The sequence below is a fragment of the Bacteroidota bacterium genome (assembly GCA_016713925.1).
Classification (GTDB): Bacteria; Bacteroidota; Bacteroidia; order AKYH767-A; family OLB10; genus JAJTFW01.
Genome location: JADJOH010000002.1, coordinates 356,092 through 382,693 on the forward strand (window position 1 = coordinate 356,092; position 26,602 = coordinate 382,693).

Consider the following 26,602-nt stretch of genomic DNA (forward strand, 5'->3'; position numbering starts at 1 on the left):
AATATTCAATTAATTATTTTGTACCGCCTTTTACTTTCAACAGGACTTCGTCGATCATACCATAATCTTTGGCTTCCTGAGCTGTCATCCAGTAATCACGGTCTGAATCTTTCCATACCTGCTCATAATCCTTGCCACTATGTTGGGAGATGATTTCATACAACTCCTTCTTCAGTTTCTGGATTTCGCGGGCGGTGATTTCAATATCCGAGGCCTGACCTTCTGCTCCGCCCATAGGTTGGTGAATCATCACGCGGCTATGCTTCAGTGCACTTCGCTTTCCTTTATTTCCGGCGCATAATAATACGGCAGCCATAGAGGCAGCGATACCGGTACACACCATGGAAACATCCGGGTTAATCCATTGCATCGTATCGTAAATACCGAGTCCAGCATAAACAGATCCACCCGGACTATTAATATAGATGGTGATATCACGTTTTGCATCAGAAGATTCAAGGAAGAGCAACTGTGCCTGAATAATATTCGCCACATAATCATTGATAGGAACACCAAGGAAGATGATACGGTCCATCATCAAACGAGAGAAAACGTCCATTTGAGCAACATTCAACTGACGCTCTTCAATGATGGTGGGAGAAATATAGTCGGCGTGAACCGAGCTGATATAACTATCTACACCCAGACTACTCATACCGCGGTGTTTCACGGCATACTTTGTAAATTCTTTACGGAAGTCCATATTTTTTTTTGGATTTAATTAATGGTGATGATGATGACGGCTCATGATTTCAACGAATTCATCATGGCTTACATTTTTTACGTCCTTAGATACAATTTGGTTCAGGTACTCGAACACTTTTCTTCCACTCAGACTTTCCACCACTCTTTGCACCGACTCCTGATTTTTTAAATAACGTTCGGTCAATTCTTTAAGCTTCTCTTCATCCAACAGATGCGCCTGACCATAGCGCAGGTACTGATCAATAATCATATTACGGGCATAGCTTTCGATTTCCTCTTTGGTCAGCTGCATATTCTGATCTCCATAAATTTTATTCTCGATCAGTTTCCACTTCAGATCACGGGCATATTGGTGATATTCCTTTGCCAATTGCTCATCTGTAATCTTCTCGTTGCTATGCTTCAGCCATCGCTTTAAAAACTCATCCGGTAAATTCAGATTTGATTCCTTCAGCAGCACATCTTCCATTTCGTGACGCAAAGCATTGTCAGCTTCATACCCATAGCCCTGTGCAATTTCAGAGCGCACTTTTTCGCGGAAACCGGCAAGATCAGTCACGACATTCTCCCCATATACCTGATCAAAAAACGCCTGATTGAACTCTGCCTTTTCCACTCTATTGATGCGTTCAATAGTAAAAGAGTAGTCTTTACTATAATCCTGAATATTTCCTTCTTTAATTCCCAGCAAATATTTCACTTCTTCTTCCACGCGGATGGAGGTGACCGGATTAAATACAATGGCATCACCATTCCTTACGCCCACGAATTTATTCCGTGTTGCTTCATCGGCCACTTTGGAAATCATCATAAAAGCCTGATTGCTGTGACCATTTTCCACCAACTCACCATTTGCATCCACTTCACGAAAAGTTCCATAGACTGAGCTTTCAATATCTGTTACTTCAGGACTGGTATAGTTCCCATATCTTCTGGCCAGCTTATCAATCTCTTCGTCGATGGTTTTTTCATCTACCTGAATATCGTAAGTAAGGAAGGTATGAGCGGGCGGAAGTGTAAGATGCACTTCAGGAGCCAATGCCATATCAAAACTAAATTCAAAATCTGTAGGCTGATCCCAGTTAATGTCGATATCATTCTCTGCTTTTGGAAGCGGATTTCCGAGCACCTGCAGGTTATTTTCCACGATAAACTTATCGACTGAATCGGCGACAATTTTATTCAACTCATCTGCCAACACTGATTTTCCGTACATTTTACGGATAAGATTCTCAGGAACATGTCCCGGTCTAAAACCCGGCATTGCCGCCTTCTTCTTGTACTTTTTGATGGCCTCATCCACCTGGGGTTTATAATCCTCAGGCTTCAACTGCACTTTTAATACCGCATTCAGGGTATCAATATTCTCTTGAACGATATTCATATGATATAAATGGAATTTTAAGTGATAGATAGATAAAAACAAGAAACGATTGAAAACATTTTAAATTTTTATCAGCTATCCATAAGGATACGTATACTATATTAAAGGTAAATTCAATTGTTCGCGGGTGGATGGCGTAACAGAGACAATGTGGAAGAGAACATTCATAAGGAGGGAATATCTCCGGGAAGAATTCATTGTTTATGTTGACCATTTATCAATTGTTGAAGAAGGTGTGGTTCCACAACAAGTGGGGGAGATGGATCTTCGGTGGTTACCTGAGAACGATCAGATGGAATTCCGGGGTTGCTTGCTTTGGCCGGCATGGAGTCCACTGAAGCTGGCTTAGGGCGAGTTCCGGGGCTGCTTACTTTGTTCGGCATGGAGGCCACGGAAGAACGCCTAAGGGGTCTTCCGGGTTCCCTTACTTTGTGCGCCTGGAGGCCACGGAAGAACACCGGGATGTGAGTTCCGTGACTGCTTGCTTTGTGCGACATGGAGGCCACGGAAGAACGCCTAAGGCGTCTTACGGGCATCTTTACTTTGTGCGCCTGGAGGCCACGGAAGAACGCCTAAGGCGTCTTCCGGGCTTGGCTCCATTGCTTACTTTGTGCGCATGGAGGGACTCGAACCCCCACGCCTTTCAGCACCAGATCCTAAGTCTGGCGCGGCTACCAATTACGCCACATGCGCAAAGTAATTCTGTTTTCAAAGAACCGACTCCTCCACCGTAATTCTACTTTGGTGAAGGGGTCGGCAAAAATAGCAATCTTTTTGGCAATTCGGTAGCGCGGGTACAGGATAGTTTCTGAATTTAGCAGCCTGAAATCAATTAATTAACAAAATATGAACTTCAAAAGCATAAATCCGAAAGAAATACAGCCACAGGAACTGCATGCTTATATGTTGGGAGCGATTGCGCCAAGGCCTATTGCATTTGTAAGCAGTATGGACCGGGCCGGAGCGATTAACCTGAGTCCGTTTAGTTTTTTCAATTCTTTCGGGTCTAACCCCCCGCTGTTAATTTTCAGTCCGGCTTTGAGGGGAAGAGACGGCACCACCAAACATACCTTAGAAAATGTAAGGCAGGTAGATGAGGTCGTAATCAACATCGTCAGCTATGCCATGGTGCAGCAAATGTCGCTGGCCAGTACTGAATACGCAAAGAATATAAATGAATTTGAAAAGGCCGGATTCACCATGCAGGATTCCATTCTCGTAAAACCACCAAGAGTGAAAGAATCCCCGGCGCAGCTCGAATGTAAGGTTAAGCAAATCATACAAACAGGAGTGCGTGGTGGTGCGGGCAATCTTGTCATCTGCGAAATAGTTATGATGCATATTAATGAGGAAGTAATAAATGATAAAGGTCAGATCAATCCTTTTAAAATGGACCAGGTGGCACGACTTGGCGGTGATTGGTACTCCAGAGCCTCCAAAGGATTATTCGAGGTTCCAAAGCCTTTAACGAGTCTTGGGATAGGTGTTGACAGCATTCCTGAACCCATCCGCTTCAGTAAAATACTCACCGGAAACGATCTTGGACTACTTGGAAACGTAGAAAAGCTCCCGCTAAACGATGAAATAATAGCGTTCGCCAAGCAGGAAGATGTCAAAAAACTCCTCGATACATTGAGTGACGATGCAGAGAATTTAACAATAGCAGTACACCTGGCTGCGCATCACCTGCTGGAAAAAGGCAATGTGAGTGAAGCATGGCTGCTCTTACTCTCTCATCATAAAAACAATCAGTTTCTCCTCTGAGAAATCTAATTTTTATCTCTGAAAAAAATCAAAAAAAACGCGCCCTTTTTTCTCCCTCTGAGCCCCCTCTGTAATTAACAATATCAGCAGGATGCCTTGTTAATAAAATTACAGAGGGAGCCCCCTCTGTAAACGATTGCTGAGATAAATTAGCACCACTCAACATCATTAACAATAAAAACAATGGCAACTAAAAAAGCAAAACCTGCTAAGAAGGCCGCCAAAAAGGCCGCACCAAAAAAAGCAACTAAGAAAGCTGCTCCAAAGAAAGCAACTAAGAAAGCTGCTCCTAAGAAAGCAACTAAGAAAGCTGCTCCTAAAAAAGCTGCTCCTAAGAAAGCCGCTAAGAAAGCTGCTCCTAAAAAAGCTGCTCCTAAGAAAGCTGCGAAAGCGAAAGTTAAACGTACACCAAATGCTGCCTTCATGAAGGCGATGACGCCAAGTTCAGCTCTTGCAGCTGTGATTGGCAATGGTGCTGTACCTCGCACTGAAGTAGTTAAAAAAATCTGGGGTTACATTAAAAAGAACAGCCTTCAGGACAAGAAAAACCGTCGTATGATCAACGCTGACGATAAATTGAAAGCGGTATTCGGTGGAAAAAGTCAGGTTTCAATGTTTGAAATGACTAAGCTTGTAAATAAGCACCTGTCTTAATTCTTTAAAATAGTTAGTACAAAAAGCCATTCCGCAAGGAGTGGCTTTTTTATTTTTATCTCTTTATTACCGGGAGGAACTTTCGTCATTACTCACCTGGTTTGTCTTATTACTTCTCGTCGTCATTGTGATGAATCTGACCAGCCAGAGAATATTTCTCTTTGGGAGAGGCGCGGTGTGCCGATCCCGCACCATTAAAGGAGCTATATCACCAATGAGAGGAGTAAATCGATTTGATATTTCTGAACCCTGAAAGGGTTCAATACTACTGACCCCGGATGCAATCCGGGGTTATACGACACCCCCCACAACCCCAACGGGGTTGAATATTGAGGATTGCTAAAAGCATGAATATTTATTCTTAAATAGAAAATTCTAACCTACCTATATTGAATGCGATTACTCGCCATACCAATATTGATCGACCAAAAGTTTGGGGCTGGCATAGTCCTGAAATCACAGGGCCACCGAATGGATCATTTTCTCCATCCCCCCCCTTTCATTTTCGATGCAATGAATCTACCAAGATCGATAGAGGGACGAACCAATTAACCTTCCCCCTAACCTTTCCCTTCAGCACAATCCCGATAGCTATCGGGCAGAAGGCATCATCTCGTATATCACGAGGCCCGTGGACACGTGGCGAGTGTCTCGTCATCACAAGACCTGCGTTCGCAGAGCGAGTGAAAACCATGAAGCAGAATCGCGAAAAGCGATACGCTTCATGGTAAACTTTAAACTTCACCCCCTCCTACCCTGTTCGGGTATCAAAAGCATCGCGAAGACCATTGCCGAGTAAGGTAAATGATAATACCATTAAAGCAATTGCCAGTCCGGGAAAGATGGCGAGCCAGGCTGCATCTACTACAATGTACGAATAATTCTCCTTGATCATCATGCCCCAACTAGGCGTAGGAGGTTGTGCTCCCATCCCTAAAAAACTCAGACCTGCTTCTAACAATATGGCTGAAGCAAAATTAGAAGCGGCAATCACGATAACAGGTCCAATGATATTGGGAAGTATATGGCGCAACATGATTCGTCCATCACGGTAGCCTAAGGCCTTACCGGCTTCCACATATTGCTGCTCCCGCAATGAAAAAAATTGTCCGCGAACGAGACGGGCCACCTCCACCCACATGGTAAGGCCGACAGCTATGAAGACCTGAATAAATCCTTTTCCCAATGCCATGGTAATCGCAACTACCAATAATAAGGTAGGAATAGACCAAATCACATTAATGAACCAAAGTATTAATTTATCTACCCATCCACGAAAATACCCCGCCAAAGCGCCGAGTGTAACACCAATCAGGAGTGAAATTACAACAGCAATTAATCCGACCGACAATGAAACCCGTGTTGCAACAATTAAGCGACTGAATAAATCACGACCAAAACGATCCGTACCTAAGAGGTATGTTTTATGAATGATAAACTCTTCACTCACTTTTTTCGCTATGTCAGTTTCCGCCATTCCTTCTGAATGGACAACCTGAAACAGCTCATTAAGTTTCACTTCACCAGTATCTCCGGGTAACGCAGGATCACCGCTGTATTCTACTATTTTTAATTTATCCCGCTCTGCTTTCCAGCTATACAAAGGGATGAATGTAAATTGATCTGAGGAACCAAAAAACAAGGAATGAAGGACACTATTTTCTTTTTCACGATGGTTAGGAATCTTTAAAAAAGCGATGCGCGAACCCGGTCGTTGCAGGCTTACCGGAAGACTCATTCTATTACTGTCCGGACTTGCATCCGGCACCAGAAAAAAGCAAAAGAGCGCCAAAAACACAGCAATAATAATAGTATACAAACCAAACATGGCACTGCGATTCCTTTTCAGTCGCAGCCAGGCAAGCCGACCCGGGGATAAAATTTCTTCTTCTTTCAATTTTTTTCTTCCGGCCAAAGATAACTCCAAATCGATTTCATTAGGTGAGCAGCTTCTTCATTTCGGACATTACCGCGCTTGGTTTTTTTAGAATAAAATATTCCCCCACGTCAGGCAGGTTTATTTACAATTACAACTGGGCGAAAACAACACGTCGGTATCGGGTAAAAGTTGCCGGATCTGATCCTGTTCCTGTTGGGAAAAAAGAATACCTCGTAACTCAAACACTTTTAAATTATGCAGCATTTTAATTTCCTCCGGTAAATACTGTACTTCATTGTCCCACATCTCTAACACTTCCAAAAGTTCCAGTTGACCAATTTCTTTCGGAAGTGTTTCGATGAGATTTCGGTTCAGACCAAGAAACACCAGTTGTTTGCAGTTACCAATACCGGGAGGAAGGGCTTTGAGTTTGTTATACCCCAAATCGAGCACCTGCAAGTTTTTCAGTTCACCGATCCATTCCGGGATTTCCCTTAGGTTATTTCTGGATAATTTTAGCACTTGCAAATTGCGGAACTTGCGTACTTCCTCGGGAACCACCTTCCTTTTTTGACGACTGAGGTCCATTTTGAATACCGAGTCGGGTTGTAGTAAAGCATCACCCAAATTTCGAAACGACCGTTGTAGAGAAAGGGATGCAGAGTCCAGGACTTCCTGTCCGTAACTATCTGCAACAAAATTTGGCGCGATAAAAAATAAAAAGAGCAAGATATATTTGTTCATCTGATGGCGAAGGTAATAAGCACTCGTAAAGCATTAACGCTCCGATTCAATTATTATTTAATACTCCGATGTAAATAACTTTGCATTAAAACTCATTTCTGAGCAGCACCTGACATTGTTCTACATCTTTCTGCATTTGTGCGACCAAATCTTCCGCCGAATGAAATTTCAACTCCGGTCTCAAATAATGATGAAAATAGATGCGAATTTTTTTTCCATAAATATCATCATCAAATCCCAGAATATGCACTTCTATGGTTCGCGCTCCATTATCAAAGGTTGGACGATTGCCTATGCTTAATGCCCCTGTATAAAGCCGCTGCTCCACCTCTACTTTAACAGCATAAATGCCATTTGCGGGGATGAGTTTATCCGGATCATCACATTGAATATTGGCGGTTGGAAAGCCCAGCGTACGACCTATCTGCTTCCCCTCTACCACTCTACCGGAAATGCAATAATGATAGCCCAGCAACTGTGCTGCCACTTCTACCTCTCCATTTTTTAAAGCCTTACGGATGCGGGTAGAGCTGACTGCAATGGCATCGATATCCTGCTCCGGGATTTCTTCCACTTTAAAACCTAGAGCCGGCGCCATCTTTTCCAATGCTTTCATGCTGCCTTTGCGCTGATGCCCGAATTGATGGTCATAACCAATCACCAAAGTTTTGACACCGAGTTTATCAACAAGAATATTATGCACAAATTCATCGTACTCCATTTTGGAAAACTCAGTAGTAAATGGTTGTATAACAAGATGATCCACGCCATATTGCTCCATTAGTTCTATCTTTTCTTCTAAGGAACTCAACATTTCCAGGCCATTTGCATCCTGAAAAAGCACTTTTCGGGGATGCGGATGGAAAGTCAACAGGACCACCTCCCCTTTCTTCTCCCCGGCTAAGGCCGCCAGCCTCTTTAGCAACATTTTATGGCCAATATGAAGGCCGTCAAAGGTCCCAACGGTAACGATAGGATATTGAGGCTTAATGAATTCGTCGATATGTCGGTAAATCTGCATGGGGGTATGAACAGGGTTCGGTATCAACAAATTCTGCCAATATGTTGATAAACTTTCATCGGAGCAAAAATAGAATATACTTCATAGCGATCAGATTTTTATCTATTTTTGCACCCTCAAAATCAAATTCCCCACTCATGAATAAAGGTAAAATTGTTCAGGTAATTGGTCCGGTAATCGACGTAAGCTTCGAAGGTGAAGGTACAGAATTACCGAATATCCTGGAAGCGCTTGAGATTAATCGTCCCAACGGTCAGAAAATTATTTTAGAATGTCAACAGCACGTTGGTGAAGATACGGTACGTGCGATTGCGATGGATTCCACCGACGGACTTGTTCGCGGAATGGAGGTGATTGCCACCGGTGCTGCTATTAAAATGCCTACAGGTGAGGCGATTAAAGGACGCCTATTCAATGTAGTTGGTGAAGCTATTGACGGTATCGGAATGGTAGATAATTCAAAGGGATTACCCATTCACCGTGATGCTCCCCGCTTCGAAGATCTTTCTACAGAAGCGGAAGTACTTTTTACCGGAATCAAAGTAATCGACTTACTGGAGCCTTATTCCAAGGGCGGTAAGATCGGTCTGTTTGGAGGTGCCGGTGTAGGAAAAACCGTATTGATCATGGAATTGATCAACAATATTGCAAAAGGATATGCCGGACTTTCGGTATTTGCCGGTGTGGGAGAGCGTACACGTGAGGGGAATGACCTGTTGCGTGAGATGATCGAATCAGGCGTAATCAAATACGGTGATGAGTTTAAACATAGTATGGAAAATGGTGACTGGGACTTGAGTAAGGTGAACATGAAAGATCTTGCACAGAGTCAGGCCACCCTCGTTTTCGGACAAATGAATGAGCCTCCGGGTGCACGTGCGCGGGTAGCCCTTTCAGGTCTTACAGTTGCTGAATATTTCCGTGATGGAGATGAGAAATCCGGCGGTCGCGATATCCTCTTCTTTATTGACAATATCTTCCGTTTCACACAGGCGGGATCAGAAGTATCCGCTCTTTTAGGACGTATGCCTTCTGCGGTGGGTTACCAGCCTACCCTGGCTACAGAGATGGGATTGATGCAAGAGCGTATTACCTCAACAAAACGTGGATCTATCACTTCCGTACAAGCGGTGTATGTACCGGCTGATGACTTGACAGATCCTGCTCCTGCAACCACCTTCAGTCACCTTGATGCTACAACGGTATTGAGTCGTAAAATTGCTGAGTTAGGTATTTATCCTGCGGTGGATCCTTTGGATTCTACATCAAGAATTCTATCCCCTGCTGTTGTGGGTGAAGAACATTACAATACCGCTCAGGCTGTTAAAGAAATTTTGCAGCGTTATAAAGAACTTCAGGATATCATTGCCATCTTGGGTATGGATGAGTTGAGTGATGAAGATAAACTGGTGGTACATCGTGCACGTCGTGTACAGCGTTTCCTCTCTCAGCCGTTCCACGTAGCAGAGCAATTCACCGGATTAAAAGGTGTACTTGTTCGTATTGAAGAAACCATCAAAGGATTTAAAATGATCCTCAATGGTGAAGTGGACCAATACCCTGAAGGTGCATTTAACCTGGTAGGAAATATTGAAGATGCTATTGAAAAAGGAAAGAAACTGTTGGCTGAATCAAAATAATTATTCTTTAATACATTTAATATGCATCTAGAAATTATCACTCCGGAAAAGAAAGTATTTGAAGGTGAAGTCAGCTCTATTTTGGTACCGGGGGCGCAAGGTCGCTTTCAGATGCTGGAGAATCACGCCGCCATTATCTCTACTTTGATTAATGGTACGGTCAAGATAAAAACGGCAACCGGTGAAGAAAGCTTTGAAGTGAAAGGAGGGGTTGTTGAAATGCTTGATAATAAAGTGGTTATTCTGGTAGAAGCCGCATAGATTTATAAAACACTACTTGAAAAAGCCGGTACGCATTTGTATCGGCTTTTTTGTTTTGAAGAATTTTCAGTCAACAAATTACTGACAAAAAATTCCGGGCTCCTCGTATTCACTAGCTATATAACATTGACTGTAAATACATTAAATACTTATACGAATCAATTTTGCGTGTCGGAATTGGATGAATCCGGATTGTATTTCAAGGAGAGGATTTCACAGACAAAACTTTCACTTTTTTCACCCATCATTAGCAACTATTTATCACCGGAAAACGTCTAATGATAAAATAAGGTATAGGATGTCGTTTTTTTCTACACGATTATACTTATATTTGATAATTAATCTCTTAGGAATGAGGCAAAATCTACTATTTCGTACCCTAATCTTCTTCGCAATGCTCTTCGCATTTTTTCCGGTGAACGCTCAGTTAACAGTAAATTCCACGCCCACTCCTGCTCAATTGGTTACCAATATTCTTCTTGGACCGGGTGTTTCTGCATCAAATATCACCTACTCCGGAGGGGCTACAGCCCGTGGTAGTTTTAACTGTGTCGGAGCATGCAATGTCGGAATCAGCAATGGTATACTTCTCACCTCCGGTGCCGTTAGTAACGCTATAGGACCCAATAATGCAACAGGTTCCGGTTCTGCTACAGGTGCAGGTTCGGATATAGATCTTAACGCACTTAATCCGGGTGGCTCCAATCCACAGGATGCAGCTATACTTCAGTTTGATTTTACTGTGGCTACTGATTCCGTTCGGTTCCGATATGTGTGGGCATCTGAAGAATATCATGATTATGTGGGTACCACGTGTAATGATGTCTTTGGTTTTTTTATTAATGGTCCGGGAATTACAGGTAAAAAAAATATAGCACTCATACCGGGTACTAACACACCCATCACCATCAACAATGTAAATAACGGATGGGCCGCAGGTGGAACATCTCCATCGGGTCCTTGCACTAATTGTGGATATTTTACAGATAATACCGGTGGCAACAGTGTGCAATATGACGGGATGACTACCGTGCTGACCGCAGCAACTCAGGTTTGTCCCTGTGAAACGTATCATATCAAATTAGCGGTTGAAGATTTTTGTGACGGTGCCTTTGACTCGGGTGTATTTCTTGAAGGAAACTCCTTTCAATCCGTGGGAGAAATTCCAGTGCTGACTACCGGTGGTCAATATACTCAGGTAGCTGACACACTCTACATTTGTCCGGGAGATTCCATACAACTCGGTGTATATTCCTGCCGCGCACCACTATGGTCAACCGGCGACACTACCACTTCCATTTGGGTAACACAACCGGGTGTTTACTATACTTCTATTGCCAATCCTCCATTATGTTTTGCATTCTCTGCTTTGATTTATGTTCAGTTTACAAATCCGGCAGCCATTTTATCCGCAAGCGGACCAACTGATTTTTGTCCCGGCGACAGTGTTGTTCTGACTGCAACAACGGGTTTCAGTTACCTCTGGTCAACCGGAGCAACCACGCAAAGCATTACCGTTTACAATCCGGGTACTTTCCATTGCACCGTTTCCTTCGGTGGCAATTGTTCTGACATAACGGATACCATTACCGTAAATCATTTATCAGGACTTACACTCAGCATTTCTCCTTCCGGACCTACCACATTTTGTCAGGGAAGTAATGTGACTCTCACTGCATCATCCGTTGATGTACTATGGTCAACAGGCGCAACAACACAAAGCATTGTGGTGAGTACTGCGGGCAACTATACCGCTACTCCCACTGCAGCCGGTTTTTGCCCTTCTACCAGCTCTGTCACAATTACTGTCAATGCAAATCCTACCGTTAGCATTACCGGTGTGGCATCGATCTGTCAAAATGCTACTACTACCCTTTCTACTAATAATCCATTCTCTCAATATGCCTGGTCCGGAGGTCAAACTTCGTCTACCATCTCTACCGGAACAGCAGGCGCTTATTCTGTCATTGTAACGGATGCTAACGGTTGCACAGCTACGAATACCTTTAATCTGGCTGTAACACCCAATCCGACGCCCACTATTAATGGTGATTTTGATTTCTGTCAGGGCGCTAATTCTGTCATCTCTACGGGCGCCACTTATTCTTCCTATCTATGGTCGACGGGCTCCTCTTCTAACACTGTCACTGTATAGAATGCCGGCACCTATACGGTAACAGTAACCGATGCAAACGGATGTACCGGGAACACCAGTCAACTGATTACCGTATTTAATCTTCCTGCTCCCTCCATCGGTGGAATTACGGCAATATGTCAGGGTGCAAATGCAAATCTCACCGCATCTCCGTCCGGCTTAAATTATATTTGGTCGAATGGGTCTACCTCAAATTCAATTCAGCCTGCAACTGCAGGGATATTTACAGTTACTGTAACGGACGCGAATGGATGTACCGGAAGTATTTCACAAAACGTTAGTGTAAATAATAATCCTACTCCTGCTATCAGCGGAAATCTGACTGCGTGTGACGGAACTTCTTCGTCGTTAAATGCAGGAAACGGCTATGCCTCCTATAACTGGTCAACCGGTGTGTCCACTTCAAGTATTACTGTTTCAACATCCGGTACCTATACCGTTACGGTTACCGACCTCAACGGATGTACCGGGACAACGAATGTTAATTTCACTTCCCTACCGTTCACTGCGGCAACGATTACAGGACCTTCCGGATTTTGTACCGGTAATAATGCTACGATCGATGCAGGTAGTGGCTATAGCAATTATCTATGGTCAACCGGTGGCAATACACAGCAACTCAATGTGACTGCAGGCGGAAATTATACAGTAACGGTGACCGCTGCCAATGGATGTTCAGGAACCAGCAATTTCACGATTAATCAATGGGTATTACCTGTGCCTCAGATTACCGGAGTAACTGCTATTTGCCAGGGTGCAGCGGCTAATCTTCAGGCCGGACCTGCAGGACTGAATTATTTATGGTCGAACGGTTCAAGTGCGTCCTCTATTCAACCGACAACAAACGGCATTTATACGCTGACAGTCACCGATAATAACGGGTGTCCTGCTTCCATCTCTCAACAAGTAACCGTAAACAATAATCCGGCACCTGTTATTTCAGGAAACTTTACAGTTTGTCAGGGTGTGAGTGGATTGTTGGATGCTACCTTTGCCGGTGCAGTGTCTTACACCTGGTCGAATGGTGCTATATCTGCTCAAATTCAACCCACCCTTTCCGGACTTTATACGGTAACAGTGACCGATGCCAATGGCTGCACCGGAACATCATCACAGAATTTAACAGTAAATCCCTTACCGGTTGCAGCGATTACAGGACTAACGGCTTTCTGTACGGGCAACAATGTAACATTAAATGCAAGTGGCACCTTCAGCAATTATCAATGGTCTAACGGTGTTGCAGGTCCGCAAAACACCATCAGCGCCGGAGGAACATATACTTTAACCGTTACGGACATCAATGGCTGCACAAACACTGCATCACAATTTGTAACTGAAAACCCTCTGCCTTCTCCCCTGCTTGCTGCCAATACTGACATCTGCGATGGAGAGTCCACTACCTTACAACCGGGCAATTTTGCTTCTTATTTATGGTCAGATGGAAGTACGGGCACGTCGATTACGCTCTCCGCCACCGGAAACATTACCGTTACAGTGACCGATAACAATGGTTGCATCAATTCGACCAGCGCAACTGTTACTGTTCATCAGCATCCCACACCTGTTATTACCGGCCCCACCGATATATGTGAGGATCAAACAGCGGTGCTGAATGCAGGAGGCGGATATGTTCAATATCAATGGTCAAACGGTGGTACCACTGCTGTTCAAACTGTAAACACATCGGGAAATTACGCTGTAACAGTAACCGATCAATACGGATGCACCGGATCAACCATCATTGATTTAAGCGTTCATCTCTTGCCCATTGTACAGCTGAGCGGAGACCTTGATATTTGTTCAGGTGAAAGTACACGTATAGAAACTATCGCAGGACAAGGTCAGTATGTTTGGTCGAACGGAAGTACAGATCCATTTATCATTGTGTCAGATGGAGGAATTTATACCGTTACAGTTACCACTTCCAATGGTTGTACAAAGAGTTTGGGTGTCACATTAAATGAGCATCCACAACCTCAGGCGGAATATGAACCCTTGCAAAATATAACCTGCGAAGAAATAAGAGTTAAGTTTAACAATACTTCTGTTTGTGAGCCCACCTCCCTGTATGCCTGGACATTCGGCGATGGAGGAACATCCACAGAAAGATCGCCATCGCATGTATATGCCACTGTTGGAGAATACAATACTACTTTGAAAGTAACCAGCCCATTCGGTTGTATTGACAATGACTCAAAGCAGGTTGAAGTGACTGTCCCTCCATTTCCAGAAGCTGAATTCAGTCAATCAGCAAGAATTGTGAGTGTGTTTAATTCTGAAGTATCGTTCAGCAATAAATCTGTGAATTCTGTCAGATACAAATGGAGTTTTGGCGACGGACAATCTTCCGAAGAAGAAAATCCAAACCATACTTTTGATCAGGTGGGCACTTTGAAAATAAAACTCATTGCCTTTAACGGTGTCAATTGCCTTGACGAATATGAAACCAATCTGGAAGTAGTTCCCTTCTTCGTTCCGAATGCCTTTACTCCAAACAACGACGGGAAGAATGATGTCTTCTTTGACGGAACACCGGTTATGAATGTAAGTTCATACGACATGCTTGTATTCAATCGCTGGGGACAATTAATTTATTCAACGGATTCATTCTTCCGTCCCTGGGATGGAGAAAATCGTGACGGCAGCTTAGCACCGGAAGGACTCTATACCTATCTCATCAAAATCACAAGTATCAAAGGCAAGTACTATGAATATGCGGGTACTTTTAGTCTGATACGATAATTTAACAAGTGATTTTTCCTTTTTTTAAGAGAACAATTCTTCATAATGCGGAATTTTCTCTTAACGGATGAAGTGTTAATATATATGTATTTTGTAATAAATAGTCAACTGCCATTTTAATTTATTTTTGTAATAAACTAAGGCATCCTCCCAAATCAGAAGAGGATACCACTAAAGTTCAACAACTAATGCTATATTGCAACAAAACCATGCTATGAATCAATTCCTGACAAGGTTTATTACACAACATATTAAAAAGAGTAGCGGCTCACCGGATAATAGCGAAATCAGCTCTTATCAGGTTGCCAAAAAAATCCGTGTTTTAAAAGTTCTCTCGACCACATGGATTAAAGATATACTTTTAATTTTGGCAGGAGTATTTTCCGCAGCTTTTGCGCTAAAGAGTTTTCTATTGCCTAATCATTTCATTGATGGAGGTGCTACCGGAATCGCGCTGTTGATCACCGGGATCAGCAAATGGAATCTGGCCATAACCATCGTTGTCATCAATCTGCCATTTATTGTATTGGGCTATAAAATAATCGGAACACAGTTCGCATTTAAAACAGCAGGTGCAATTGCATGTTTATCACTGGTAATGGCAACAGTGAGTTTTCCCGACATTACGAATGAGAAAATTCTGGTCGCTGTGTTCGGCGGCTTTTTTCTTGGTGCGGGGATAGGCCTCTCCGTTAGAGGAGGTGCTGTTATCGATGGTACAGAAGTGCTCGCCCTGTATCTCAGTAAAAAATTAGGCACTACAGTCGGAGATATCATCACCCTTTTGAACATCGTCATTTTCTCTGTTGCTGCTTACCTCCTATCTGTAGAAACCGCGATGTATTCCATGATCACTTATTTATCAGCTTCCAAAAGTGTGGATTTCATTATTGAAGGTATTGAAGAATATACCGGTTTGACCATCATAAGTCCCCATAGCGAGGAAATCCGGAAAATGATCATTCAGAAAATGGGACGGGGGGTAACGATTTACAAAGGGAAACGTGGTTTTGGTAGTCATGGACACCGGGAAGACATGGATATCATTTATACAGTCATCACTCGTCTTGAAATCAGTAAACTGAATGCAGAAATCACCATCATTGATCCCAATGCTTTTGTGATCATGAACAGCATTAAGGATACGAAGGGTGGCATGGTTAAAAAGAGACCACTCTCCCATTAAAGATGTAAAAGATTTTACATGAAGAATACCTGACTTATTTTGCTCTTACAAATCGCAGCGTTTGCTGATCTTTCATAGCATCTGTTAAAACGAGGGTATAAATTCCGGGAGATAAATTTTGGATAGATAGAGTTGATCCATCAACAGAAAGCACACCCTGCCATATCTGTTTACCGGTAAAGTCATAAATCACCCCCTGCATATCCTCTTCTAAACCGGTAAAATAGACCTGATCTTTCACCGGATTTGGCCATAGACTTACGACATTCTTCAGCTTATCATTAAAATTAACGGCTATCCACCCTGTTAGTTCCTCGGCACCATTGATGTCTACCTGTCTGAGCCGGTAATAATTTTCACCTGCAAATGGATTTTCATCAATAAAATTATAGGAAGAAGTAGAGGAGGAAGTACCTACACCGGTTACACTACCCAATTGTTGCACCTCGACAAAGTCACGCGTACGCTCCACTACAAAATGGCTGTTATCCTTTTCTTCGGCTGTTGCCCATTCGAGGCGTACATTAGTACCGGATTTTTTACCGTCAAAAAACAACCACGCAACAGGAAGAGCCGCATTCAGACTTGCAAGCGCCCAATGGGTTTGACCACCTGCGGCAGGAACTGACACCTGATAAGCAAGAGCATTTTGCCCGGGTAAGGCAGCCATCCAGGTATTGGTGGGTGAATTATAAGCATGTGCTCTGATTAATCCCGCTGAATTATAAGGGATGCCGGGTAATTCCGTTGAAATATAATTAAACGTCAGGTTCAACACCGGATTGGAGCCGGTATTTGCCATGCGCCAGAAACGATCAACAGTAGCCGTGCGGTTATCCGGAGTCAGACCTATATGACTGGTTAAATTGTTAACACCCGGAGGCCATGGGAGATTATTAGCAGGAGTACGATAGGTAGAGAAAGATACAATTCCCGCATTTCCACCCGTCATCTGATACGTTAAAGGAATGTACTGAGTAGACGAATAACCCCAGGGAAGTAAATAGGTTCCGGTGGTTGAATTAATGGTCCATACGATTCGCGCGGAATGATCCAATGCTTCACTACGTATGAAACCTCCGGTACGCTGCATGGCGGTCGGCGAAGGATTTTCAATATGCACATAGCGACCACCGTTAACCGGGTTACCTGACGCATCAGAGAGATTGAATTCACCGGCTGTCATGATCAGGCGGGTGCGTATATACACCGCCGTTGTAAATGTAGGTAGATAGGTGGGTGCTACCCAGGTTCCTGCGGGGCCCACATGATTGATTTCCAGAATCCCGTATTTATGCTGCGGCAAGGTAGCTATTCCCACATTGATACCCGTTATTCTCGCGTAGGTAGATGTATTGTACTCGACGATACTATTTGCTCCGAGAAAAAAATTCATGTTTCCTGCATTGCTGATCGCCGCATTGGACGTTCCATCATAGAGACCTGTTGTTCGTGCCAGTCTGAACCTTGCATTATCTGCAACTGTTAAACCGGAATAGGTAAATAAAGTATCTGATGTCAGTTGATGTGTACCGATGGATAAAATACCCCCGGCTTCAATCTTCAACATATCCTGTATGGCGGTATTATGCGAACTCATCTGGAAAGGACCGGAAGTCACATTCACTGTACATCCGGTTCTAATCGTTTGTTTGCATTGCTGGATATTATGAGCGAGATTTCTGAAATAAGTGATGGTGCCCGGATATTCAAAAATAATTTTTGCAAACGTGCTGCCGGTACCACTACCCGCCCGATACATAGAGGCAGAATTGGAAATAGTATACGATGGACCGTTGATGTAAATTCTTTGTTCAGAAGGAGAGTCTGTAATATCAAAATGAATGATTCCACCCGATTGTGTAAAGCTGCCGTTGACATGCATATCCACAAAATTATTTGAAGGAGAAGCGGTACCCCACTGATCGGGACCGTGCATGTAGTAGAGGCTACCTACAAGGTTTTGTGTGAAACTGCCATTAATAACCAGGCTGGCATGTCCGCCTGCAGCTTTTAAAATAAGTGTTCCGCCGGATAAAAGCAGATTTCCGTTCACAGTAATATTCGTGGAATCAGATGTGTTTTCGCTGAACCATACTGTTCCACCGCTGATCGTAAATCCACCCATTACGGCAGTGACTTTATGCCCGCTACCTTCGTTTAAACCGCCGTTAAACATAGCCTTGGCAGCAGTAACTGTAAACGTTCCTCCGATGGTTATCGTCTCATCACCAAAAGCTTCGGAAGAATTAAAAACACATGTTGATAAGCCGGAGATACTGAGGTTACCACCTACCGAAAAATTTAATTTGGTAGTCACATTATTTCCACTAATGGCCGAGAGACCCAGCAACTTTATATTATCTGTGGCAACCGTAAATGCTACAGTGGCATTCCCCAGGATATTGACCACAGCGGTTCCATTTACGTTATGCGCGTAACTGGCCATAAAAGTTCCGCGTGTGTAGGACAATGAATTGATGTTAATAGTGGGGACACCGTTGTTGAGGAGCAGTGGCGCATTAATTCCATAGAAATTTCCGGCAGAAGTAAAGACACCATTAATCGTAATATTTGCATTTCCGATGCCATCCATAATACCGTTAAATGTCCCACCTGCTGTTGTAGTCAAATTATTAATTGAAAATGTGAAATGATTAGTGCCATTAAATATACCTGTGAAAATTCCTGCTGCACCGATACTTCCATTTCCATTCACTAAGAGTGTTGCAGTCCCGGGCATGGATTTTTTCACCTGCAATTTTCCATTGACCGTTAAATTGCTTCCAATGGTGATACTGATGTTTGACGAAGAGCTATCGAGAAATGTCTGACAATTTGTACCGACTGTCAGGTAGCCATTAATGGTTCTGGTGGTACCCAGTCCCTGATTATTCCACCAGTTTACTCCGGGATTCCAGTTCAGATTCAGGTGACCAAAATTTGTACCGACACCATTGATCAGCGGAACTGCAATAGATGACCAGTTACTGATGGTAACGGTACTGCTTATACCAAAAATCTCAGTCCCGGCAAACAATGAACTTGAAGCTACGACTGTACTGTTCTGAATTAAAGTACCTCCATTGGCTACATTCAATGTTCCTGTCACCGTTAATGATCTGTTTGTGGTTGATCCGCCACCGTTCTGCAAAGTGCCGCCGCTGTTGATGGTCACATTCGCGATCGTTGTATTAATATTCACAGTGACCGTGGTTCCGACACAAACGATGATATTATCTCCTGCTGCCGGAAAAGAAGCCGCCATAACACCGCCACACCCTACCGTTGACCAGGTGGTGAGCGCGTTCCAGTTACCGGTGACACGGGTATAATAAGTGGCCGCTGAAGAAAAATTCAGGTTCAGCAACAACAATACCATCAGGCTAAAGAATATATTCTTCTTCAATGGGAGTTACTCTCAATAAGTTATAGGCTAAAATATACTTACCGGGATCAGTTTGTTTCCGATACTTGGTAAGAGGCTGTTTTCACAGGGTTAATCCCTGTTTGACAAGGATCGTTTCAATATTAAAAAGAATAGTGATGCAAAGCAAGAGAAATAATTTGATGTGGAAAAATAATTTATATGATTCTGTATATCAGTATTTTATAAAAATGCTAACTAACGTTACGGGATTACCAAAATGTAGGAATTACGAAATGATTTTATTTAAAAAATATTGGGTAAAGCAGTTGTATTCGGAATGGAGAAAAAGCCACGAATTCAGTCTACAGCACCACTCCAAAAAGCATCGCTCTCTTAAGATACACCTTTGTTCCGGGCTCCGGTTGGTCACCAAAGTTCATCTCATTCATCCGGTACAACTTCGATAATTTAACACCGTACTGTTGCGCAATGTCGCGCATGGTTTCGCCTTCTTCACAAATATGAGTAAGCTGTTCGGCTTTATTTTTCTTCGCTTTTATAAAAACCATTTCATTTTCTCTGAGGATGTCGTTCTTGGCTGCATCGTTGAATTCCAGCACCTGCCACAGCTCGATATTATTCTCGCGGGCGAGCTTGGTCCAGGTATCACCTTTGCGGGCATAAACAACCGGAATGCCATTCACCGTATTTTCTGTCGATAGCGCTTCTGCTTTATTTTCAGCCGGTGAAGTTACCTTTGCATCTGAAGTTCTAACGTTTTCTATCTCCGACGGATCCTTCACTCCCGTGTTGGCAACCGGCATTTTATCCCCTTGTACATCGTATTCGTGCAGCCGATATTTTTCGATTAAGCCGATCAGCTTCGAGGCATAACCGGGATTTGTAGCATAACCTGCTTTCTTCAATCCATGTGACCAGCCTTTGTAGTCGGTGATCTCTAGTGTGAATAATGCGCTATAACGATCGCGGCTACGTAAAAAGTCAGAATGATCATCGTAGGAATGTAAAACAGATTCATATTTCCGGAAACACTCATTGGGCGCATCATCGTCTTTATGATAGGTAGGTCCCTCCCACTCTTTATGGCATTTTATTCCGAAATGATTGTTGGCATTGGTCGCCAGCGGACTATTTCCATAATCGGATTCATACATTCCCTGCGCCAGAGTGATGCTTGCCGGAACGCCCGTCTTCTTCATATCGGTGATGGCGGCCTCCTTAAACATATCAATATACATCTCCGGTGTTATTCTTCCGGAATCACGACGTACATTGGGTTGTGCATTCAGGGACATGGTCCCGATCAGACATAAAATCAGAATTCTGGTCAGCATAGGTTTTCTCACTCTGCAAAAGTAAGGACACTTCTACCCGATTATCTACATCCCCACTTCCACTATTAACAAAGCGCTGTTAATGATCTAAATATTGTCTGCCGCCGGTATGAATCACGAGCACTTCACTCTTCTCTGAAAAAAAACTCTCCTCAAACAGGGCTTTAATTCCATAAAATAATCTTCCGGTATAGATCGGCTCAATGGGTATCGCATGACGCTTATTCCACTGATTTACAAACTGTTCTATATCAGGATGGACGACCGCATATCCCCCCATCGTAAAGCGGTTTTCCAGATAAAGGGAGCCGTCAGGCAGTTCTGAGATTCCGGGATAACTAAAAATAAAATGCTCCTGTTTAGCCTCCAGCACCTTTAACCCTATCACTTTGCTTCTGCCCATCAACCCCAGCGCGAGACCGGTAAGTGTGGCACCGGTACCCACAGCGAGGGCGATATCGGTAAACTTTTCCGGAATACATCCGGCGATGGATTTGCAGCCTTCCACACCGGCTTCATTGGAACCTCCTTCCGGAACAATGAGCACATCTCCGAATTCTTCGTACAAGGCACTCCATTCAGTTGGATAACGGTAACGCCTATACGAATCTCTCGAAACGAAGACCAATTTCATCCCGGCGGCACGTGCCCTGCTCAGCGTAGGATTCTGCGCAGCGCTTTCTTCCCCCCGAATAATGCCAATGACCGGAATGCCCAACTGATGACCGGCATCGGCTAATGCGGCAATATGATTGGAAAAAGCACCGCCAAAACTTAAAATAGCGCTATAATTCCCGGAATAAAAATGCTTCAGATTCTCTTTCAGTTTAAACCATTTATTTCCTCCCGTCAGTGGATGAATCGTATCCAGTCTCAAGACAGAAATCCTTCTGCTCCCCCTCCTTGTTTCGAGATGCACTTCGTCAATGGGAATGACGGCAGGCAACATAAAAAGTGAATGCATCAGCAGAAAAATCTACCGGTGCTGAGCGATGCGGACTGATTCGCCATTGAAATGATCGGTAAACGCAGCCCATTCGGTTTGCTCCGTATAAGGCAAGAGGGTAGATTTTCCGGTTGGAGAAAAAACACGCAAGCCGACTTTACCCTCAGAAGTACATTCGAGGCGGGAGATGGCCACCAACTGCTGATCCTGCACCAGGTTCCAGGATAAATCCGAAGGTTTAAAAACAAGTTCCACCGGCTTCTTCGCTTTCCTGCCACTCACTTCTGTCACTGTAAACTTATTCATGGTAGCTTCCATCCGGTAGGTCTTGCCCCGATACTGCACCACTTGCTGCTCGTATTCCCCCTCCTTCATAGAAACCGGATTGGAGCCCGACCAGAATTCAATGACATTCAGAATCACGGCATCCACGAAACCTGCTATCGCATACACGGGAATGATACAAAGTGCCCAAAACACAATAGAGCGCACGAACTTATCCTCTATGGAACCGTTCCACTCATACACTTTTCCTATCAGCTTGAAGGATCCATAGCAACCGGATTGCAACAACATTCCCACCAAAGAGATGCTTAATATCAATAAACGGCTAAACTTTTTCATATGACATAACGTTATGCCTACAAAACTAATAGAATCCGGTTACAGGATTTCAACTCATCGTTGTTAATCATCCACAAGATTTCAACAGTTTCCTGCAATAATTATCAATAGGTTTGATTCAGCAAAAATGGCATTCACCGATAAATTCGACAAAGAAGATTATTACCTGACAGCGGAAGGGTATATTGTTTTTACAGAAAAATATCATTTAAAACGCGGCTATTGCTGCCAAAGCGGATGCCGCCATTGTCCGTATAAAGTAAAACCTGAACGAAAAAAAGTAAAATAATTGTTTTGTCTCTGGAAATAATTTTAGCATACTAGTTTTCTTTCTAAAGTAATTTGGCTTCCGGCTGCGGGCTACCGGCTGCGGGCTTCTTAAATAGTAGGACATGTTTAAATACTTTTTTTACGATAAATCCTAATCTATTTCTCAGTGCCCCTAAGTGAACTCTGTGCCTACGTGGTGAAAATGATAGTTTCATTCATGACCAATATCCTTTCGGTTCTTAATTTGGATTAATAGTATATCGGGTAAATTCAACGGTAGTAAAGGCAGTAAAATCGCTTTCTTTCTATTAAATTTGCAGGATAAATAATAACCGGATATGCAGGATACAGCACAGAAACTCGATCTCTCGAAAACGAAAACGCCTACAGGTACTTCACTCTCCTGCAAAGGATGGGTGCAGGAGGCCGCTTTACGCATGTTGCACAACAATCTGGATCCGGATGTGGCGGAGCGTCCCGAAGACCTGATCGTTTATGGTGGTCGTGGAAAAGCAGCGCGTAATGTAGAAGCCTTTCACCTGATTGTAAAAGCACTGAAGGACCTGAACGATGACGAAACCCTGCTCGTTCAAAGCGGGAAACCCGTCGCCATCCTTCCCACCCATAAAGATGCGCCGAGAGTGATCATCAGCAATTCACAGCTGGTACCGAAATGGGCTACCTGGGAAGTGTTTGATGAACTCGAGAAAAAGGGATTGATGATGTACGGTCAGATGACTGCCGGCTCATGGATTTATATCGGCTCACAAGGTATTGTTCAGGGCACCTACGAAACCTTCAATGCGGTTGCGGATAAACATTTTGGCGGGTCATTAAAGGGTCGACTTTGTGTGACGGCCGGCTTAGGCGGAATGGGTGGAGCACAACCACTCGCGATTACCATGGCAGATGGCGTTTGTCTGGCTGCGGAGGTGGAAGAATGGCGGGCGCAGAAGCGTGTAGAGACGCGCTACCTTGACTTCATTGAAAAAGATATTGATAAAGCCATCGACCTTGCGCTGGAGTTTAAAGCTAAGGGCGAGAATAAATCTATTGGCGTGATTTGTACGGCGATTAAACTTTTGCAACGGTTGAAAGAGCGAAATATCATTCCGGACGTGCTTACCGACCAAACATCCGCACACGACCCGCTCGTTGGTTATTTGCCCGAAGGACTTTCCGTTGAAGAAGGCAATGTACTGCGGGAGACAAATCCGGACCGCTATATTGAAATGGCCTATGATTCGATGGCCGAGCATGTGTTGCTGATGCTGGAATTACAAAAGAAAGGCGCCATCACCTTCGACTATGGCAATAACCTCCGTGGACGTGCACTGGAACGCGGGGTAGAAAATGCATTCGATTTCCCGGAATTTGTTCCCGCCTATATTCGTCCGCTGTTTTGTGAGGGGAAAGGACCTTTCCGCTGGGCGGCATTGAGTGGGGATCCGGAAGACATCAAAGTAACGGATGAGGCTATCCTAAAATTATTTCCGGAGGATACCGGCTTACATCGCTGGATAAAAATGGCACAGGAGCGCATCGCCTTCCAGGGATTGCCTGCCCGTATCTGCTGGATCGGACAAGGTGATCGTGAAAAGGCCGGACAACTCTTCAATGAACTGGTACGCACCGGCAAAGTAAAAGCACCTATTGTTATCGGCAGGGATCATCTCGATACCGGATCGGTGGCTAGCCCTAACCGTGAGACAGAAGCGATGCTGGACGGATCCGATGCCGTAGCGGATTGGCCCATATTGAATGCATTGATCAATACTGCCGGCGGAGCTTCCTGGGTAAGTCTGCATCACGGCGGTGGCGTGGGTATGGGTTATTCCATTCATTCGGGAATGGTCATCGTTGCCGACGGAACGGAAGATGCAGCACGACGCCTGAAAAGAGTATTGCACAATGATCCCGCGATGGGTGTTATCCGACATATGGATGCCGGTTATGATATCGCTACGGATACCGCACGCAAGCATCGCCTCGATATTCGGGAACGATTGAAGTAGTGGGGCGCTCTCTGCGTTCGCCGGGGGGATCGTCTCGTCATTACTCAACTCGTCTTCGACGATTTGAATCTGACGAGACTGGGAGGAGGGGAGGATCGTCTCGTCATTACTCAATTCGTCTTCGACGATTTGAATCTGACGAGACTGGGAGGAGAAAATTCATCCCTCAATTCTGATATGAAATTCCGTGTTCCTCCTGTTTACCTTGCGTCCCCCGCGCTTACCTTGCGTTCCCCGCGGTTAAGTCACAAGTTTAATAACCAATTAGAATTTAAAAATGAATGACCAATTCTTATTTTGATCAATTAAAATTGTACTTGATTTTCATTAAAATTCAAATTTGAAAGTATATAAACCCGTATAGACAGAAACATGAATAAATTCTATAACCTTTACCTTTCTTTTCTCTTGATTCTTTTTAACTGCATCACTGCTTATTCACAGGAGTCGAATTCTCCGCAACTTCTTATTTTTACCGGCTCTGATTGGTGTGTCAACTGCATGTATCTGGAAAAGCATGTACTGCAGGATTCTGCATTTCTCGCTTTCACCTCCCACAACTCCCAACTCCTCATCGCCGACTTCCCTCAGCACCGATCGCTCCCGGCAGAAGAGGAAGCACGCAACAACACATTAGCCGAACGCTATAATCGGGAAGGTGTTTTCCCGAAAATTGTTTTACTTCAGGGAAATGATTTCAGGGTCATTGAATATCATCGTCAGGGGACTATAGAATTACTATCAGAAATAAAATCAGCGCTTCACCAACCATGAAAGAATTCCGGCACCATTGCAGATTGATGGGCAGTGCCTTTGAGTTCATCGTCATCGCTGCTGATGAACAGGAAGCGGATATTTTTTTTAAAGCAGGTAAAGAAGAGGTCTTCCGGATAGAAAAACTTTTGACTGAATTCAGTCCGGATTCTGAAACAGCGCGTATCAACGCTATGGAAGCGCATAAAATTTACACCATCAACGCGGAAGTCTATAGTTTACTGGAACGTTGTAAAAAACTTTCGGAAATCTCTCAGGGCGCTTTCGACATCACTATAGGTCCATTGAAAAAGCTATATCGCTTTCAGGGTGAAGAAGGTGTATTTCCAAAGGAAGAAGAATTAAAAGCGACGCTATCCAGAACAGGTTTCCAACATATTCTGCTACTTGGCAACAACCGCATTTTTCTGGAGAAAAGAGGTATGAAAATCAGCTTTGCAGCCATTGGCAAAGGTTATGCTGCGGACCGGGTACGGAAAATATGGAAGGAGATGGAACTCACGGGAGGTGTTATCAACGCCAGCGGAGACCTCTCGGTGATGGGTACACGTGCAGATGGAAGTAACTGGCAAACCGGAATTGCTGATCCCGGGAAAGAAACCTTATTGATGAAAGTCAATATGCCCACGTTCTCGGTTGCGACCTCCGGCGACTATGAACAATTCTTTATGTACAAGGGAGAGAAGTACAGTCATACCCTTCATCCTAAAACCGGACTACCGCTCAAGGGTATACGAAGTGTGAGTGTATTTAGTCCCTCGGCAGAACTCAGCGACGCATTGGCCACTGCAGTTTACGTGATGGGTCTTGAAGCAGGAAAACATTTTATACAGCAATTACCCGGCACTTATTGCGTGATCGCCCATGAAAACAAACAGGTATACTCGAATCTTCCCTCGTAAATATCACCCGTTCCTCCTTGGGCTTGGGGTATTACTACTCGCGCAAGGATGTCAGGCGGTGAAACCCTATCAGCGCGCTTACTTAAACGATCGGGCCATGGAGATCAACGGAAAACCCATCAGGGCCTTTGAAGATTATTTCGAAAGCATCCGCGAAGGCGCCACCTTTCCGGGAGGAGAAAAAACAAGCGGGGGCTGTGGTTGCAACTGA

21 protein-coding genes, 1 tRNA gene and 1 pseudogene are annotated in these 26,602 nt (G+C 43.9%); 13 read left to right on the forward strand and 10 right to left on the reverse strand.

Going from position 1 to position 26,602, the window contains the following annotated elements:
* Positions 1–13 precede the first annotated feature (13 nt).
* Both clpP and tig read right to left on the reverse strand, forming a co-directional pair.
* Positions 14–703 carry an ATP-dependent Clp endopeptidase proteolytic subunit ClpP gene (gene clpP / locus IPJ86_01470; protein ID MBK7886004.1) on the reverse strand — a complete coding sequence of 230 codons (690 nt, stop codon included), beginning with the start codon at positions 701–703 and terminating at the stop codon, positions 14–16.
* Positions 704–721: 18 nt separating this feature from the next.
* Positions 722–2,089 (reverse strand): trigger factor, encoded by a 1,368-nt coding sequence (gene tig, locus IPJ86_01475; protein MBK7886005.1) that lies wholly within the window; start codon positions 2,087–2,089, stop codon positions 722–724.
* A gap of 148 nt (positions 2,090–2,237) precedes the next feature.
* On the opposite strand from tig, the gene IPJ86_01480 reads away from it, so the two are divergent.
* Complete coding sequence (locus IPJ86_01480) at positions 2,238–2,438, forward strand: hypothetical protein (GenBank protein ID MBK7886006.1); 201 nt, start codon at positions 2,238–2,240, stop codon at positions 2,436–2,438.
* Positions 2,439–2,700: 262 nt separating this feature from the next.
* Here the strand turns inward: IPJ86_01480 and IPJ86_01485 are convergent.
* Positions 2,701–2,782 (reverse strand) — tRNA-Leu (locus tag IPJ86_01485).
* Positions 2,783–2,935: 153 nt separating this feature from the next.
* On the opposite strand from IPJ86_01485, the gene IPJ86_01490 reads away from it, so the two are divergent.
* Positions 2,936–3,853, forward strand: a complete 918-nt coding sequence (locus IPJ86_01490; protein ID MBK7886007.1) for a flavin reductase family protein — start codon at positions 2,936–2,938, stop codon at positions 3,851–3,853.
* A 183-nt stretch (positions 3,854–4,036) separates the two neighbouring features.
* Positions 4,037–4,507 (forward strand): hypothetical protein, encoded by a 471-nt coding sequence (locus IPJ86_01495; GenBank protein MBK7886008.1) that lies wholly within the window; start codon positions 4,037–4,039, stop codon positions 4,505–4,507.
* Between the two features lie 751 nt (positions 4,508–5,258).
* Here the strand turns inward: IPJ86_01495 and IPJ86_01500 are convergent.
* The 3 genes and pseudogenes from IPJ86_01500 to IPJ86_01510 form a co-directional block, all read right to left on the reverse strand.
* A pseudogene (locus IPJ86_01500) lies at positions 5,259–6,368 on the reverse strand (ABC transporter permease).
* A gap of 156 nt (positions 6,369–6,524) precedes the next feature.
* Positions 6,525–7,130 carry a leucine-rich repeat domain-containing protein gene (locus IPJ86_01505; protein MBK7886009.1) on the reverse strand — a complete coding sequence of 202 codons (606 nt, stop codon included), beginning with the start codon at positions 7,128–7,130 and terminating at the stop codon, positions 6,525–6,527.
* 85 nt (positions 7,131–7,215) lie between these two features.
* The gene (locus tag IPJ86_01510; protein MBK7886010.1) at positions 7,216–8,151 is read right to left on the reverse strand and encodes a bifunctional riboflavin kinase/FAD synthetase; all 936 of its coding nucleotides are present in this window, start codon (positions 8,149–8,151) and stop codon (positions 7,216–7,218) included.
* Positions 8,152–8,288: 137 nt separating this feature from the next.
* On the opposite strand from IPJ86_01510, the gene IPJ86_01515 reads away from it, so the two are divergent.
* The 5 genes from IPJ86_01515 (at position 8,289) to IPJ86_01535 (ending at position 16,135) form a co-directional block, all read left to right on the forward strand.
* Positions 8,289–9,791, forward strand: a complete 1,503-nt coding sequence (locus IPJ86_01515; protein MBK7886011.1) for a F0F1 ATP synthase subunit beta — start codon at positions 8,289–8,291, stop codon at positions 9,789–9,791.
* A gap of 21 nt (positions 9,792–9,812) precedes the next feature.
* Positions 9,813–10,052, forward strand: coding sequence for an ATP synthase F1 subunit epsilon (atpC, locus tag IPJ86_01520; protein MBK7886012.1), 240 nt, complete (start codon positions 9,813–9,815; stop codon positions 10,050–10,052).
* Positions 10,053–10,446: 394 nt separating this feature from the next.
* The gene (locus IPJ86_01525; protein ID MBK7886013.1) at positions 10,447–12,207 is read left to right on the forward strand and encodes a choice-of-anchor L domain-containing protein; all 1,761 of its coding nucleotides are present in this window, start codon (positions 10,447–10,449) and stop codon (positions 12,205–12,207) included.
* 393 nt (positions 12,208–12,600) lie between these two features.
* Positions 12,601–14,949 carry a gliding motility-associated C-terminal domain-containing protein gene (locus IPJ86_01530; GenBank protein ID MBK7886014.1) on the forward strand — a complete coding sequence of 783 codons (2,349 nt, stop codon included), beginning with the start codon at positions 12,601–12,603 and terminating at the stop codon, positions 14,947–14,949.
* Positions 14,950–15,163: 214 nt separating this feature from the next.
* Positions 15,164–16,135: a YitT family protein gene (locus IPJ86_01535; GenBank protein MBK7886015.1), complete on the forward strand. Its 972-nt coding sequence runs from the start codon at positions 15,164–15,166 to the stop codon at positions 16,133–16,135.
* A 34-nt stretch (positions 16,136–16,169) separates the two neighbouring features.
* Here the strand turns inward: IPJ86_01535 and IPJ86_01540 are convergent, their stop codons facing one another.
* The 4 genes from IPJ86_01540 to IPJ86_01555 form a co-directional block, all read right to left on the reverse strand.
* On the reverse strand, positions 16,170–19,544 hold the full coding sequence (locus IPJ86_01540) for a T9SS type A sorting domain-containing protein (GenBank protein MBK7886016.1): 3,375 nt from the start codon (positions 19,542–19,544) through the stop codon (positions 16,170–16,172).
* 323 nt (positions 19,545–19,867) lie between these two features.
* The gene (locus tag IPJ86_01545) at positions 19,868–20,860 is read right to left on the reverse strand and encodes a glucosaminidase domain-containing protein (protein MBK7886017.1); all 993 of its coding nucleotides are present in this window, start codon (positions 20,858–20,860) and stop codon (positions 19,868–19,870) included.
* Positions 20,861–20,939: 79 nt separating this feature from the next.
* Complete coding sequence (locus tag IPJ86_01550; GenBank protein ID MBK7886018.1) at positions 20,940–21,824, reverse strand: pyridoxal-phosphate dependent enzyme; 885 nt, start codon at positions 21,822–21,824, stop codon at positions 20,940–20,942.
* Positions 21,825–21,836: 12 nt separating this feature from the next.
* Positions 21,837–22,430 (reverse strand): DUF3332 domain-containing protein, encoded by a 594-nt coding sequence (locus IPJ86_01555; protein ID MBK7886019.1) that lies wholly within the window; start codon positions 22,428–22,430, stop codon positions 21,837–21,839.
* Between the two features lie 127 nt (positions 22,431–22,557).
* Here IPJ86_01555 and IPJ86_01560 point away from each other — a divergent pair, with 127 nt between their 5' ends.
* The 5 genes from IPJ86_01560 (at position 22,558) to IPJ86_01580 (ending at position 26,602) form a co-directional block, all read left to right on the forward strand.
* Positions 22,558–22,719, forward strand: a complete 162-nt coding sequence (locus IPJ86_01560) for a hypothetical protein (protein MBK7886020.1) — start codon at positions 22,558–22,560, stop codon at positions 22,717–22,719.
* Positions 22,720–23,038: 319 nt separating this feature from the next.
* Complete coding sequence (gene hutU / locus IPJ86_01565; GenBank protein ID MBK7886021.1) at positions 23,039–24,715, forward strand: urocanate hydratase; 1,677 nt, start codon at positions 23,039–23,041, stop codon at positions 24,713–24,715.
* A gap of 372 nt (positions 24,716–25,087) precedes the next feature.
* On the forward strand, positions 25,088–25,489 hold the full coding sequence (locus tag IPJ86_01570; protein MBK7886022.1) for a thioredoxin family protein: 402 nt from the start codon (positions 25,088–25,090) through the stop codon (positions 25,487–25,489).
* A complete protein-coding gene (locus IPJ86_01575) occupies positions 25,486–26,391 on the forward strand; it encodes an FAD:protein FMN transferase (protein ID MBK7886023.1) in 906 nt (301 codons plus the stop codon). Before IPJ86_01570 ends, IPJ86_01575 begins: the two co-directional genes overlap by 4 nt.
* Positions 26,354–26,602 (forward strand): DUF4266 domain-containing protein, encoded by a 249-nt coding sequence (locus tag IPJ86_01580; protein MBK7886024.1) that lies wholly within the window; start codon positions 26,354–26,356, stop codon positions 26,600–26,602. Before IPJ86_01575 ends, IPJ86_01580 begins: the two co-directional genes overlap by 38 nt.

Excerpts from the sequence above, each read along its gene's own strand:
- clpP (MBK7886004.1), bottom strand. The coding sequence starts at position 703 with ATGGACTTCCGTAAAGAATTTACAAAGTATGCCGTGAAACACCGCGGT.
- tig (MBK7886005.1), bottom strand. The coding sequence starts at position 2,089 with ATGAATATCGTTCAAGAGAATATTGATACCCTGAATGCGGTATTAAAA.
- IPJ86_01480 (MBK7886006.1), top strand. The coding sequence starts at position 2,238 with ATGTGGAAGAGAACATTCATAAGGAGGGAATATCTCCGGGAAGAATTC.
- IPJ86_01490 (MBK7886007.1), top strand. The coding sequence starts at position 2,936 with ATGAACTTCAAAAGCATAAATCCGAAAGAAATACAGCCACAGGAACTG.
- IPJ86_01495 (MBK7886008.1), top strand. The coding sequence starts at position 4,037 with ATGGCAACTAAAAAAGCAAAACCTGCTAAGAAGGCCGCCAAAAAGGCC.
- IPJ86_01505 (MBK7886009.1), bottom strand. The coding sequence starts at position 7,130 with ATGAACAAATATATCTTGCTCTTTTTATTTTTTATCGCGCCAAATTTT.
- IPJ86_01510 (MBK7886010.1), bottom strand. The coding sequence starts at position 8,151 with ATGCAGATTTACCGACATATCGACGAATTCATTAAGCCTCAATATCCT.
- IPJ86_01515 (MBK7886011.1), top strand. The coding sequence starts at position 8,289 with ATGAATAAAGGTAAAATTGTTCAGGTAATTGGTCCGGTAATCGACGTA.
- atpC (MBK7886012.1), top strand. The coding sequence starts at position 9,813 with ATGCATCTAGAAATTATCACTCCGGAAAAGAAAGTATTTGAAGGTGAA.
- IPJ86_01525 (MBK7886013.1), top strand. The coding sequence starts at position 10,447 with ATGCTCTTCGCATTTTTTCCGGTGAACGCTCAGTTAACAGTAAATTCC.
- IPJ86_01535 (MBK7886015.1), top strand. The coding sequence starts at position 15,164 with ATGAATCAATTCCTGACAAGGTTTATTACACAACATATTAAAAAGAGT.
- IPJ86_01545 (MBK7886017.1), bottom strand. The coding sequence starts at position 20,860 with ATGCTGACCAGAATTCTGATTTTATGTCTGATCGGGACCATGTCCCTG.
- IPJ86_01550 (MBK7886018.1), bottom strand. The coding sequence starts at position 21,824 with ATGCATTCACTTTTTATGTTGCCTGCCGTCATTCCCATTGACGAAGTG.
- IPJ86_01555 (MBK7886019.1), bottom strand. The coding sequence starts at position 22,430 with ATGAAAAAGTTTAGCCGTTTATTGATATTAAGCATCTCTTTGGTGGGA.
- IPJ86_01560 (MBK7886020.1), top strand. The coding sequence starts at position 22,558 with ATGGCATTCACCGATAAATTCGACAAAGAAGATTATTACCTGACAGCG.
- hutU (MBK7886021.1), top strand. The coding sequence starts at position 23,039 with ATGCAGGATACAGCACAGAAACTCGATCTCTCGAAAACGAAAACGCCT.
- IPJ86_01570 (MBK7886022.1), top strand. The coding sequence starts at position 25,088 with ATGAATAAATTCTATAACCTTTACCTTTCTTTTCTCTTGATTCTTTTT.
- IPJ86_01575 (MBK7886023.1), top strand. The coding sequence starts at position 25,486 with ATGAAAGAATTCCGGCACCATTGCAGATTGATGGGCAGTGCCTTTGAG.
- IPJ86_01580 (MBK7886024.1), top strand. The coding sequence starts at position 26,354 with ATGAAAACAAACAGGTATACTCGAATCTTCCCTCGTAAATATCACCCG.